Source organism: Paenibacillus sp. LS1 (genome assembly GCF_026013365.1).
In the GTDB taxonomy this organism is placed as follows: Bacteria; Bacillota; Bacilli; order Paenibacillales; family Paenibacillaceae; genus Paenibacillus.
This window is the reverse complement of record NZ_JAPDOE010000011.1, coordinates 182,258-195,687: the sequence shown is the minus strand read 5'-3', so window position 1 is coordinate 195,687 and position 13,430 is coordinate 182,258. Positions and strand designations below refer to the sequence as shown.

Here is a 13,430-nt window from a genome sequence, read left to right as displayed (position 1 = left end):
AATGTATTTTCAGTTCAAGTGTAATTTCCTTACGACGGAATTGAGGCTTAACGACTCACGGGTTCTCCCATGGCTACCAATACTTTTCGATCTCCCTGATATGGGTTACGAGCATGGGCAACCAGCATATTGTCCAGCATGAGAATATCTCCCTCTTGCCATGGAAAGGCGACCGTGGCATCGGCATAAGCCTGACGAATATGAGCAGCCACATCGGCATCAATTGAACTTCCGTCTCCGTAATACGTCTGGTATGGCAAGCCACCTTCTCCGAATTCTTCGAGCATCAAGTTGCGAACTTCCTCGTTCAGGCTGCTGCTGTGCCAGAAGGCAATATGATTGAACCACAGGCTCTCATTCGTATCCGGGTGGATCGTGATGGCCGGTCTCACCTGCTTCGTTGTGAGGGTTCCATCCTCATTCCAGTGGAAAGACATGTTGTTGTCCAGGCAATACTGCTCGACTTCTTCCTTGGACTCCGTGTGGAAAACATACTGCCAGGTCTGCCCGAAGCCGTTGCCGTAGTTTCGAACCAACATCCAACCTTTCTCTGCAAAAACGTCCCGAATGTCCGGATCAATGAGGTTATATACTTTCCGCACATCCACAATAGGCGTTTCTCCTCCTTCATCGGCGACGACGATACTGGAGAACCAGATTTTTTTGGGCCAGGTCATGACGTAGGACAATTCATTATGCGGTGCAATGGTCTCCTCGTTCGGGAATTCCGTTGACGTATACACCTTGCCTTGTACTTTAGTTCTCGGTGTCGCTCCTTCTTTATAACTGAGCGGCTCGGGGCAGCTTACATCGATAAACCCGTAAAAGCTCTCTGGTGTGGTGGTATCAAAACCTCTGAACAGAACGCCGCCATATTCCAAAATTTTCTCTTCCACCATATCCTTATTGTTGAGATACCATTGATTCAGATCCAACCCGGCCAGATTTGGTTTGATTACCAATGGCAGCTCTTGACCTTCCTCCAGAAACGATTGCTTCACGATTTCTTTCTGAATGACCATCTGCGCACCTTTATCAAATTTCTTCTTCATGGTTAATTCCTCCTAAGATTTGATTTTGTTGAATTTCTTTTTGCTCTTACTGCTATTCAGCAACTCCATCTTGTACTCGTGGGCCATCACCTCCCAATCATGGCGTACAGCTTGAAGACTCCGTGAGGAGTCAGCTGCAATCAGCTTCACTACAGCCATATAATCATGCAGGAATCTCTTCATGGTGGATTTGCCAAACAACTCTGTTTTGTATTCAACTACTGCATTCATGACATGGTCAGCCTCGATGAGATTCAACGTCAGATCCCACTTGCTCTTGCCACTGTGGCCCCACAAAATTTCATTCTGAGCAATATTCAGCCCTTCGATGTTGTACGTATTTTTGACATCAAGTACGAACCATGTCTGGAAGAACGGGGTCAGCCCGGAAGCACGATCCGGGTTCAGCAGTTCAATTAGTTTGCCGAAAGGCATCTCTTGGTGATCAAATGCTTCAAATACCGTATTTCTAACGGAAATAATCTGAGCGTCTATGGACTGCTCGGGGTCCATGACCGTCTTCAAAGCAAGACTGTTGGAGAAATATCCGATCAATCTCTGAACTTCGGCACGATTACGGTTTGCTACAGGTGTTCCCACGACGATCTCGGTTTCACCCGAGTAAAAGTACAGCAACATTTTGTAGGCGGTGAGCATGGTAATGTACAGACTGGCATTGTTTTTCATACCGGCCCTTTTGATCATGTCAATGGTTTGGATCGGAATTTCTGAGAGCAGAATATCTCCGGTATCCCCATTATTCAGCGAAGGCTCCCGGTCATACGGCAATACTTTCACTGATCGGTTAACGGTACTTCCCAACTGGTTGCGCCAATAATTAAGAACTGTCGGAAATTCGGCAGTCATCCATTTTCCTTTTTGCCAATGTGAATAGTCGGAATATTGAATACTCAAATCCTCTATTGCTGCATTTTCTCCCTTCAGATAAGCATTATAGTACGCTCCCAGTTCAGCCATCAGAATATCCTGAGACCAGCCATCGAAGATAATGTGATGAAAATTAAAATAGGCAAAATATTGATGTGCATGGATCTGATACAATCCAAAATAATACATCGGTCCGGTTTCCAGATTGAACTGGTGTCTGGATTCTTCTTCAATCACACGCTTCAGACTGGCTTGGGAATTATCCCTCAGCGTATGCTGAACCTCGATGTCAAAAGGCTCATAAGGCCTGATTCGCTGCACCGGTGTATTGTTCTCGATAACAAAATACGTTCTCAATACATCATGCCGCTGCACAATCTGATTCAATGCATAGATGTAAGCCTCTTCCGAGAATGCGCCTTCAAAAAGGACATGTCCGGGAATGTTATATTTGGTGCTCTTCCCCTCGAACTGCTCAACCAGCCACAGGGATTCCTGGTTGAATGACATTACACCTTTGAGTGCCGGATCAACTCTGGGAATATCTGTAGACAGGAAGATTGGCTTGTCCATAATTCCGTTCAATACATCCAATTTGGATCTGTTCGTCGTGTTGTGTTCCATGCTCATCATGCCTTCCTTTCCTTCCATGATCTGATTCAGATACGAACTTAAGGATTGGATTGTAGGGAAATTAAACATATCGTTAATCGAAAAATCAAAACCTATCTCGGAAAGTCTGGTATAGATCTGAATCAACTTAAGGGAATCACCACCCCGTTCGTAGAAGTGGTCCGTCACACCCACCTCTTCCAGACCAAGAATCTCAGACCAGATGGTAGATATCGTCTGTTCCATGACAGTACTCGGTGCCACATACACATTTTCTTCATCCGATTGTGGCTTCTCTATCGATAACGCCAAGTAATCAATCTTGCCGTTAATGGTAAGTGGAATCGAAGACACCTTGATTAGATGTGTGGGAACCATATACTCCGGCAACAGAGATACCAGATTATCCCGTATCATCCTCCGGGTCACATGTGCATCGCTGACGTAATGAGCACATAACTGACGGGATTGCTGATCCGTCTTGACGCTTACAGCTGCATCCCGGATTCCCTGGATCTTCAAGAAAGCTGCCTTGACCTCACCCAGTTCAATTCGATACCCGCGAATCTTCACTTGGTCATCCATTCTTCCGAGGTATTCCATCTGACCATCTTCCCTTAACCTGCATAGATCACCTGTCCGATACAATCGCTCGCCTGGATGATCCGGGTGTTCAACGTACTTTCTGCCCGTCAATTCGGGTTGGTTCAGATAGCCTCTGGTCACTCCGTCTCCCCCGACCAACAATTCACCCTGAACACCGACAGGAACGTATTGCAGTGATTGATCGAGCACATATATGGATGTGTTCTGAATGGGCTTGCCGATGGGCACATACTCCGTTTGGTCAACTTGAGGATCGTAGGCATAGATCATGCAGCCTACTACCGTCTCTGTCGGTCCATATTCATTAAAAATGGTAACCTCATGTTTGCTTTGCCGCGTAATATTTGCAGCCAGGGAAGCACTCAGATTATCGCCACCCACAATAAATGTTCGAACATTCGATCTGTCCATAATGTTCATGTCCTGAATCAATTGCAGATGCGCCGGAGTCAGCTTGACCAGATCCACTCGCGGATCCAGGACAACATCAGTAATCAACGCCTTGTTATGAGACGAGTTGTAGATGATCATCGTGTTACCCGTAATTAACGGCGTAAAGATGGAGGTAATGGTCAGATCAAACGCGATGGATGAATAGAGTGAAAAAGTCGTTTTCCTGTCAGTAACATACGTCTGACTTGCCCACCATATATAATTCGTCAATCCCTTATGTTCCACCAATACACCCTTTGGTGCTCCTGTAGAACCCGATGTGTAGATGACATAAGCCAGATCCTTCATATCTATGGTCAAGTTCAGATTATCGGTTGATAGATGCCCCTGACTATCTTCAAGCATGTGAATGACTTCCAGACTGTCCGGCAGAGTGATAGGCTCGTTAACCAGAACAAACCTTACCTGAGAATCTTTCAAAATATGTTGAATTCGTTCATCGGGATACTCGGGATCAATCGGAATATAAGCACATCCGGCTTTCATAACAGCCAAAATCGCAATAACCATTTCCATACTGTGTGTTGCAATAATGCCTACCAGTTCTCGCTGCTTGATTCCTCTGCTGATCAATACTGTAGCCAAGCCGTTAGCTCTGGCATTCAATTGTTTATAGTTCATCTCCTGATCACCCAGGATAAGTGCAGTATGTTGAGGGGTAGCCACTGCCTGTTCTTCAAACAACTGGATGACCGTTTTGTCGCTCGGATACACCGCCTCGGTATCATTAAACTCGATTAACATTGATTGTTTATCGGCTTCGCTTACAATACTGATCTGTTCAATGCTTTGTCCGGAATGCTCCAGAATAGCTTCCGTAACCATAAGAAACTGATCGAGCAGATTGTCCATGAACGTTTCACTGAACAACTGGATCCGATAATCCATCTGAAATATGATACGATCCTCATTGATTTTCTCAATAATGTTGATAAGCAGATCATTCGTCTCGTGTCCGTTAAACTTGTTATCCATGTAGACATTATGTCCCTGCATCTTGTCAAAACGTTCTGGACGATAGACCAATGAAATGCCGAACAGTCTGTTCAGTTCCGGTAACGAGAGCGACTCTCTCAGATCACGGATGAGCTGATTATAGGGATATTTCTGATGTCGCAACATTTCTTTCTGTTCATTGGAAATGCGTTGCAGCAAGGTTAACACGGATTCAGAGGGTTCTACCCCGATCCTGACAGGTACGGTCGTGACAAACATGCCAATCATGTCTTTATCTGTTTTGCTAGTGCGGTTCGCGTAGTTGGTTCCAACAACCAAGTCGGTTTGGTGAGTGAGTTTATTCAGCAGAATAGCTAGGGTTGAGAGAAAAAAGGTAAATACGCTGATATTCTTCTGACGACAGAACTCTTTCAAACGTACATACATGGAGTGATCCATTTTCATCGTTTTTCTTCTGGCTGCGGTGTGAGTTAGAAGGGGATTGTGTGCTTTCAGTTCCATAAATTCGGGAATCGTATGAAACTTCTCTCTCCAAAAGGCCTGATCTTTCGCATAGCGTTTGGAAGCGAGATATTGTTGTTCACTATCTATATAGTATTCATAATCGTGAATCGTAGATTCCATCCTGCTTGCATTACCATCTTTTAGTTCGGCATGGTAGGTTTCCGTAATCTCATTCGTCAACTGAAATAACCCCAGGCCATCACAGATGATATGGTGAACCTGAATGATGTATCCGTATTGTCCATGACCCTCATACGTATAAAACTGACATAGATTTTCACTGTGTACATGAATCGGATGGTTACCCACATACTCAGTCCATGTTACACCAGTCAAAGCCGGGTCTTCTTGAATGTGCTTGAGTGATCTGTACTCATAAGGTTGGATGTATTGTTTGTTCTCACCTTGATCCAGTATAATTCGGGTTCGAAGCAGTTCGTTATTCTTCAAAACCCTGTTAATCGACCGCTCTAACAAGGTGAAATCGATCGGTTCCGGTATGCTCATTTTGGATGTAATCATCCATACATCTGAATTCGGATATATCATTTCCATATACCATATTCTTCGTTGATGCTCTGTTAAAGGATGCAGATCGACACATACATTTCCCATCTAATTCTCCTTTATATATAATTTATCCTAAAATAAGTTAATTACAACTTATCATTCCACCCAAATTTTATCAATAACTATTTTATTTGTTTTTTTAACAATTTTATATATATTACGACATTAAAATACCATTTTTCATATGGAAAGAATGAAAGTCCCAACCATCTCTTCTACAAGATATCCACTTCCGTTTCATTATTCGGTAAAGTTCGAACAAAATGAAAAGCCCCGTGATAGATACAGAGCATCAGCATCTGACCGCGGGACCCGATTAACGTAATTTATTGCGAACTTCAGTGCTTATGGATCATGACTAGCTTGGCGGAATTGGAACAAATCTCAGCTATTGAATACCTTTCCGAATTGCTCTGCTTGTTCCGTCATCTTCTTACTCAATCTTACTCTTAATCCACTCATCCATTCTGGCTCATGTAACCACTGTTCTGAAGCAGACCGAAGAATACGCACATATCCATATAGATTGGCAAAACGGCGACATGCAGGGAACATACTCTCCAGATCATAACGTTCTCCCGCCTTGGACCAATAACCGTTCAGGAACAATTGCTTCTTCTGCTCCCATTGCTCAGGCTGGATTTCCTCACGCAGACTATCCAGACTCTGTTCCACATCCATCGCGTACCAATGATACATCGAGTCATCAAAATCAATGGCATAACAAGACTGGCTATCTTCCTCATAGAAGACATTGTCCAGTTCAAAATCGTAGTGGATGAGACCGAAATTTTGTTGATTCATCGGCCAAGTCGCAAAATACGTTTGGAGAAATTTCACCTCGTTTAGAGCAGCCGTCTCTGTTGGAAATTCCTTCAGGATCTCCTGCATCCAATTCAGAACATCCGTATAGGTCCAGCGTTTCTCCCCCTGCTCAGGCGTGAAAGTACGCGATAGATGATGCAGCTCACCCAATGCCTGACCATAGCTGTGCAGGATGACGTCATTCAAATCAATGTTTCCTAACTGCGATCCGGGTACTCGCTTGAATACAGAAGCATAGTATGTTCCCCATGGGGTGTGAGTCTCTACGAGTTCTGTCCCTGAATGAGAAGGTACCGCCTCCATGGCTCCATAATGATTCGTTCGAAGATAACGTAGGAACGCCAGTTCAGCACTAAGATTGACCTGATTTTTCTCCTCTACCGGGGCAAAACGAATCAAGCGAACCTCCCCCTGATCCCTGAACGGATACACGGCATTGGAAGATATGCGATAATACTGAAACATATCCAGCGATTCGGGATCATAGTTCCAATTCTTTAGGATCATCTCGGCAAGATCATGATGTTGAAATAAATATTTTAACTTTAACATGGGCATTTCTCCTTTTTGATTGTTTCATGTGGATTGCTTGTAGCCATCGAATACCTATTTTTGCGCGCAAAAAGCCGCAGGCTATGCCTGCGGCTTTTAAAAATTCTGAATGTATGAGAAATTTGCACAAGAAAATAAACCTCGCATACGCCAGAAAAATTGAGCAGTTATATCCCTATATGTCGGAAGATCTCAGATCGGTCTGGGAAACGAAATGTGTTCCAACCTGCATCTGATGACCTACCGGAATTATTCAGTTTATGCTTACCTTCGTTGTAGTAATAGAGCATACCATCTTAGACCGTCGTTTCATGACGCTCACTCCCTTCGAAAGACCAATTGTTTCCATAATAACCTACAACCTTAATGTAAGCAATTACAAAATGAAAATATCCCCATCCTCTTTTACCGGACAACCATCACCCGTTCAACCGTCTCGGTGTTGTCCTTATACCACACCATCACGATGTTTTCTTGTTGAAGATCAGACACTTGAATGGACGAATTCGCACTTGGGTTGGAACTGCCAGAGCGCGGCGTTCCTACTCCTTCAGTGATAGTGACATCATCACTGATATTCAAATTCATTTCCATTCCAGTATCCTTCCATTCCATGCTTGGAGATGAGGTGTCCTGCACCTCAAGTAACGCCAGCGTAACTGTGTTTCCATTCACGGAGATGACTCTGCCTGTCATGTCGGCATTCATCATCCCCTGCGTCATGTCCGGACTGCCTGTACGGTCATTCATACCCGTGCCGCCCCTTCCACCTCTAGGTGTTCCTCCGTTCATGCCCATGCCACCGCCATTCGGCATGCCACCACCGTTCATGCCTTGTGCAGAACCGGTGTTGGTAATATTTTGGGCGGTTATCACATCGCAAGCCGTCAACATAACCGAACATCCCAGCAGCACGAGCAGCGTAACCGATGTGAAATATTTATTTATTCGCATATGATCACCTTTCTCTCAGGGAATATCTCTCCAAGGTACGTTTACGATGGAATATAAGATCATACGTATCTTTGAATCCCATATAGGACAGCACAACCAACAGTGGATATACAGGGTAGATGTATCTGGACTTAATTTCCCACAGAATATAAAATCCGATGAATCCAAGAATGACCAGGATCAATGAGACTTCATCATACCGTTTACGACGAATTCCACCGACCAACCGGATGAAAATAAAACAGTACATCAGGAAATTCATTACATATACAATCCAGAGCAAACCTGTCCGATAAGCCGAATCCCCCTGCAACAGTTCTGTTATGGCATTGGTATAACTGTAGAAGCCTGCGATTCCGCCTCCCCTTCCTCGTCCGGCACTCAAGGAACTCTCATTGCCGATCCCGTATCGGTCCATCTGGTACGTCCCTTCGGTCCAGGTCCATATGATCTTTTTGTAATACATCTGCACCAAGTCACTTGCACTTGCTTCGGACAGTTTATTGCTAATCTCTTGTTTGAACAAATCTGCACTTTCAGCCTTATTGTAGTCGGCCTGCCTCTGATAGATCTGATAACTCTCCATATTGTCCCAGAAGCCAAAGCGCTCCACATTAATCCCCATGTTCAGCCACATATAGACCGGAGCGGCATTTTCTCCAACAGGCTCGCTTACGGCACCGGAGGATTGAAGAACCGCATTCTGTGTCAAGGTCGGTACATTAAACAACATCCCCAGTATACCGATGGAAATGATGACTTTCTTCATTCCGATGCTCCGCATATTCAGCAGGATAGTTATGATGGCAGCGATCAGCACGATCACGCCGATGCTTCGGAAGTAGTTGCCCATCGCGAGAAAAACGGCGGCAATGACGATTGTTTTCCAAGACTTTTCACGTACAAAACGAATGAAGAAGTATAAGCACGATGTCAGAAATGCTGTAGCAATCACATCGTTATAGATCAGGTTGTTCAGGAACAGGGATGGCAGGTACGTCGCTGCAAAGATCAACACACCGTAATCACGTTCGGTGGATCTGTCGTTAACTTGTTTGTAAATAAGATAAATCATGAACGTCGTTAATGTTGAGAACAAAATATTAAATAGTTTGATGACCAGATAGTTGTCCGGGAACAGGTATAGCAAGGTCTTCAGGTACAGCACGATCGAGTAGTTAAACGGGAACATGTGCAGATAACCACCCGTTTCAAACGACGAGTAGTCTTGGTCGTACAGCATATTCATGGCGAGTGAGAGAACGGTCTGTGAATCATCGGTGGGCACTCTCGGAAATACGAAAATGATGATGATCTGAATGGCCAGAGAACTGAGCAGCACCATCGGGATGACAACCTTCGGGCTGTATTTGTTCAGCTTCAGACACAGAGCGTATAACCCGACACCTGAACCAAGGAGCAAAAGAATGACCGGGAGAAAAACACTCCACTGCTGCATGCCCAAAATGGGATTGTCCCCATACAAGGCGTAGTTGTACTGTGCACGAACCAACAAGGTCGAAGCAATGAATACCGCAACAAACACGAGCAAAATGAGATAAAACGACTTATGCAGCATCTTAAACATGCCAAAACTCCTTTTCGAATACAGGATTCCGTGAGTATTATAATGGCTCTGGCTGAAAAATCGCTGAATTCGAACAAACAATTTCATTCATAAAACTAACGAATTATCCCTCTAATGTCGATAATATACATCGGATACATAATATTATCATTTTATACTAGAAGGAGATTAGAACATGTTTATTCAAAAAAGGTACATCCGCTCGTTACTCTCTCTTCCTCTGGCAGGCCTGTTATTCATGCTGCTGGGGACTCAGCAGATCACTGCAGCCTCTGTCGACAGTCTTCTGCCTGAGCGAAGTGAGCAAGAAATCAGTCAGAAATGGACGCAATGGATGAGTGGCAAGGATCAAACTGCCACATTCACTCAGAATCCTTCGACCAAGGCACCTTACGTCGCTGGTGTAGTAAGTGATTCCACATTAGAGCAGGCTCTAGGTGCAGCCAACTTCTATCGCTATCTCTCCGGTCTGGATGGAGATCTCGTTCTGGACGCTGCACTCAATCGTCAAGCCCAACATGGAGCGGTCGTTGTGTCTACCGGAGAATTGACTCACTTCCCGGCTCGTCCGGCAGATATGGCGAAAGACTTTTTTGATCTGGGAGCCAAGTCGACTTCCAGCTCCAACCTGTACGCTTCCTATGGTGCTCAAGGAAACCTTGCAGTCAAAAGCGTTGAAGCTTATATGGATGATTCGGATGCCAGCAACATTGCTGCACTCGGCCATCGCCGCTGGATTTTGAGTCCGCAGCTGAAGAAAGTCGGTTTCGGGATTGCATCCCGGGACAACAAAAACTATGCAAGCCATTTCAGCACCATGCAAGTGATGGATACGAGCCGTTCAGGAAAACTTAATTACAATTACAACTTGTATCCTAACAAAGGGGCATTCCCGATTGAGGCATTCAATGTGTCACAAGCTTGGTCTGCACAGCTGAATCCGGACGTCTTCGCGAAGCCCTCCAATTCGGAGGTACAGGTGGAGATCGTGCGTTCATCGGATCAGAAGACTTGGGTATTAGGAGCGAAAACTCCGGTTAGCAGTGATCCTGCAAAGGCATTTTTCAATGTAAATACCGATGGTTATGGATATAACTATGCTGTCATTTTCCGCCCGGATAACTTGAAATCCCTGAAGGCAGGCGATACGTTCAACGTTCGCATTACCGGTTTGAAAAAGAAAGACGGGTCCAAAGCAGAAATTTCATATCAGACACGTTTCTTCTCGGTTAGCAATCCTTCACAAGAACCTGTAACCGATCCACAGAATCCTGGGACAGAACCACAAGACCCTGGAACAGAGCCGCAAGAACCGGATACCGGGAACGAGGATTACTTGGATAATCATCTGATGCAGTTCGAATATACGGCGGATCGTACGCTGAAAGTACGGGGAACACTCACTGCTTATGCAGGCAAGACATTCTCATTCCAGATCCACGGTCCTTCACCTGACGAAAAACATATTCGCACTGAAACGGTGAAGCTGGACGCTAACGGTCGGTTCAGTCTGACTGTCCCTAATCTGGGCGTGTCCGACCTGACCATCTACTTGCAAGTGGACCCAAGCTTTATGTATTTGATTCCTACAGCAAGTCATTCAGACGTTACGTATTACTTTGAATAGACGCGAAGCAAGAGACTAGGAAGAAACTAAAGTAAAATGAAGTACGACCAGAGTAGAACCTAGAATCTAAAAACAAAAACAGTCGGAATGCATAAGCATCCGACTGTTTTTTGGTATGATATGAGCTTTGGTTATAATACGAGTTTTGCTACTTCGGTGCTCCCTTTTTGCGTTTCTTTTCCAGCGCGATCTCCACATTTTCTTTCACACGATACTCCACGATCCGGCGGATGAGATCCTCGGGCAATGGCTGATCCAGCGGAAACTGGACTGACCCCTTTCCCCCTTTATACTTGGAGAGTTCCTCCTGGAAAGCTTGAATTCCTCTGGGAGCAGGGTAAAACCCAATATGATGCTGGTATGCGGCAAAATGAACCAGATTCCCATGCTGTGCATACGTCGGCATCTTGTAACTGATCTTCTCTTCGGCGTTCGGAGCCGCTTCACGAATAATCTGTCTTATTGCCTGTAATCTCACCTGTACATCGGGTGCAAACTCCGAGATATATTCATCTACCAGCACCGAATAATGGTTACTCTCAGCCATCTGGGACTCCTTCCACCACGGATACATCAATGGATTCGTGGTACGGTCATATTTGCTTATATTGTACTTCAAATGGACAAGCGGAACAGCTATTTTCCTGCAACTTGCAATGTTATATTTGATTTTTAAGTGAACTAAGCCTTATAATACGTTTAAACAATTAAACATTATAACGGAGTGAGCCATGAACGAGTCGATGGGTAACCAAAAAGTTATTGATATTTTCGAGAATCTAAGTCCTTATCTTCAAGGTTTGGGAGACCCCGTTCGCCAGCGAATCATATCGCTGCTCATTGATCAAGAGAGCATGAACGTATCGCAGATTGCAGAGCATGTCCCCATGTCACGCCCTACGGTCTCTCATCACTTGAAAATATTACGTCAATCCGGGCTGTTATCGGTTCAGAAAAAAGGTACAGAGATGTATTACAAGCTGGAGTTCAACGATGCGATCGAATTACTGAAACAGCTCGTTCATCTCGTAGAAGTGGAATGTCAGAGCTAGCGCATACCGCGCTGGTGAACCGCATTCCTTTTCTTCACTCTATTATGTTCAATAGTTTAAACATATAAGTACATAAACATATTAACGGAGGTTTATCGAATGAATAGAAAAAGAGTTCTTATCGCTGGAGGTTATGGTGCTGTAGGTGCACAGCTTGCCCGCATTTTGCATGACAGGCATCCTGATCTGGAATTGGTACTGGGAGGTCGTTCTGCCGGTAAAGCAGCCCCTTTTCCATCCAATCGTGTCCACACGGTTGTTGTTGATACCAATGCAGACGATCCACTGATTCACGCAGGAGAACATATATCATTAATCATTAATGCAGTGAACGATCTGGATGATCGGTTACTGGTGTCGGCCGTACGGAGAAAAATTCCCCTCATCGATATAACACGCTGGACTGAGGTGTTCAATCAAGCGATCCGGACAATAGAGCAGGAAGAGCTTCATGCTCCGGTAGTGCTGTCCTCTGGATGGATGGCAGGAACGGCGTCACTCTTTGCCATGATACTTTCTAACTCTCTGCAACATGTCGAAGTAAACATTCATGCCCTATGGTCGCTGCGGGATAAGGCCGGCCCTGATTCGGCAGCCTTCATGGACCGGATGAGTATTCCTTTTCAGATAACCGAATCCAATACACATCGACTCGTCTATCCCATGACAGATCCGATCAAAGTTCATTTCCCGAACGGGTATACGACCCCATGTTACAGATTGGATACACCCGATCACGTCACATTACCTCATACCAGTCATATTGATTCAACCAGCTTCCGCATTGCATTCGATAGTAAAGTATCTACCTATGCACTCACGGGACTGGTTAAAACTGGAGTATGGAAGATGATCAGCGGTGAACGTTTCAAGCCATTCCGGCGAAAGTTGCTCTATAATCCAGGAACTGGGAGTGCACATCATCTCGTCATTCAACTGAAAGGACTGGATGCGAAAGGGAACCAGGTTGAACGAACGATGACGGTCTCTGACCCACTCGGTCAGACCCACATGACTGCACTCGGCGCTGCGGTGCAAGCCGAGAAGATACTGCTGATGCCTGCGGATGAGCCTATGGTTCCAGACATCTATTATCCTGAGCATCTGTTTGATAAACAAATGGATATGGATACGGTTACTCATTTTTTCAAACAATACGGCGTTCAAGTATCTTATTCCTAATATTCAGA

The 13,430-nt window shown here is 44.8% G+C and carries 9 protein-coding genes; 3 read left to right on the top strand and 6 right to left on the bottom strand.

Features of this window, described 5'->3' with window-relative positions:
- Positions 1-47: 47 nt before the first annotated feature.
- The 5 genes from OM416_RS26490 to OM416_RS26470 form a co-directional block, all read right to left on the bottom strand.
- Complete coding sequence (locus tag OM416_RS26490) at positions 48-1,052, bottom strand: TauD/TfdA family dioxygenase (protein WP_264934449.1); 1,005 nt, start codon at positions 1,050-1,052, stop codon at positions 48-50.
- Between the two features lie 12 nt (positions 1,053-1,064).
- Positions 1,065-5,687 (bottom strand): non-ribosomal peptide synthetase, encoded by a 4,623-nt coding sequence (locus tag OM416_RS26485; protein WP_264934447.1) that lies wholly within the window; start codon positions 5,685-5,687, stop codon positions 1,065-1,067.
- A 339-nt stretch (positions 5,688-6,026) separates the two neighbouring features.
- The gene (locus tag OM416_RS26480; RefSeq protein ID WP_264934445.1) at positions 6,027-7,019 is read right to left on the bottom strand and encodes a phosphotransferase enzyme family protein; all 993 of its coding nucleotides are present in this window, start codon (positions 7,017-7,019) and stop codon (positions 6,027-6,029) included.
- A 405-nt stretch (positions 7,020-7,424) separates the two neighbouring features.
- A complete protein-coding gene (locus OM416_RS26475; protein ID WP_264934443.1) occupies positions 7,425-7,973 on the bottom strand; it encodes a hypothetical protein in 549 nt (182 codons plus the stop codon).
- Positions 7,974-7,977: 4 nt separating this feature from the next.
- Complete coding sequence (locus OM416_RS26470) at positions 7,978-9,561, bottom strand: glycosyltransferase family 39 protein (protein WP_264934441.1); 1,584 nt, start codon at positions 9,559-9,561, stop codon at positions 7,978-7,980.
- Positions 9,562-9,736: 175 nt separating this feature from the next.
- Here OM416_RS26470 and OM416_RS26465 point away from each other — a divergent pair, with 175 nt between their 5' ends.
- Positions 9,737-11,188 carry a CAP domain-containing protein gene (locus OM416_RS26465; RefSeq protein WP_264934439.1) on the top strand — a complete coding sequence of 484 codons (1,452 nt, stop codon included), beginning with the start codon at positions 9,737-9,739 and terminating at the stop codon, positions 11,186-11,188.
- Between the two features lie 148 nt (positions 11,189-11,336).
- Here OM416_RS26465 and OM416_RS26460 read toward each other — a convergent pair whose 3' ends face one another.
- The gene (locus tag OM416_RS26460) at positions 11,337-11,735 is read right to left on the bottom strand and encodes an iron chaperone (RefSeq protein ID WP_091038905.1); all 399 of its coding nucleotides are present in this window, start codon (positions 11,733-11,735) and stop codon (positions 11,337-11,339) included.
- 184 nt (positions 11,736-11,919) lie between these two features.
- On the opposite strand from OM416_RS26460, the gene OM416_RS26455 reads away from it, so the two are divergent.
- A complete protein-coding gene (locus OM416_RS26455; protein WP_017690570.1) occupies positions 11,920-12,240 on the top strand; it encodes an ArsR/SmtB family transcription factor in 321 nt (106 codons plus the stop codon).
- A 99-nt stretch (positions 12,241-12,339) separates the two neighbouring features.
- Entirely contained in the window at positions 12,340-13,422 is a 1,083-nt protein-coding gene (locus tag OM416_RS26450; RefSeq protein WP_264934438.1) for a saccharopine dehydrogenase, read from the top strand.
- Positions 13,423-13,430 lie beyond the last annotated feature (8 nt).

What these genes read in the sequence shown, in the direction of transcription:
- OM416_RS26490 (WP_264934449.1), bottom strand. Translation starts at nt 1,052, where the DNA reads ATGAAGAAGAAATTTGATAAAGGTGCGCAGATGGTCATTCAGAAAGAA.
- OM416_RS26485 (WP_264934447.1), bottom strand. Translation starts at nt 5,687, where the DNA reads ATGGGAAATGTATGTGTCGATCTGCATCCTTTAACAGAGCATCAACGA.
- OM416_RS26480 (WP_264934445.1), bottom strand. Translation starts at nt 7,019, where the DNA reads ATGTTAAAGTTAAAATATTTATTTCAACATCATGATCTTGCCGAGATG.
- OM416_RS26475 (WP_264934443.1), bottom strand. Translation starts at nt 7,973, where the DNA reads ATGCGAATAAATAAATATTTCACATCGGTTACGCTGCTCGTGCTGCTG.
- OM416_RS26470 (WP_264934441.1), bottom strand. Translation starts at nt 9,561, where the DNA reads ATGTTTAAGATGCTGCATAAGTCGTTTTATCTCATTTTGCTCGTGTTT.
- OM416_RS26465 (WP_264934439.1), top strand. Translation starts at nt 9,737, where the DNA reads ATGTTTATTCAAAAAAGGTACATCCGCTCGTTACTCTCTCTTCCTCTG.
- OM416_RS26460 (WP_091038905.1), bottom strand. Translation starts at nt 11,735, where the DNA reads ATGGCTGAGAGTAACCATTATTCGGTGCTGGTAGATGAATATATCTCG.
- OM416_RS26455 (WP_017690570.1), top strand. Translation starts at nt 11,920, where the DNA reads ATGAACGAGTCGATGGGTAACCAAAAAGTTATTGATATTTTCGAGAAT.
- OM416_RS26450 (WP_264934438.1), top strand. Translation starts at nt 12,340, where the DNA reads ATGAATAGAAAAAGAGTTCTTATCGCTGGAGGTTATGGTGCTGTAGGT.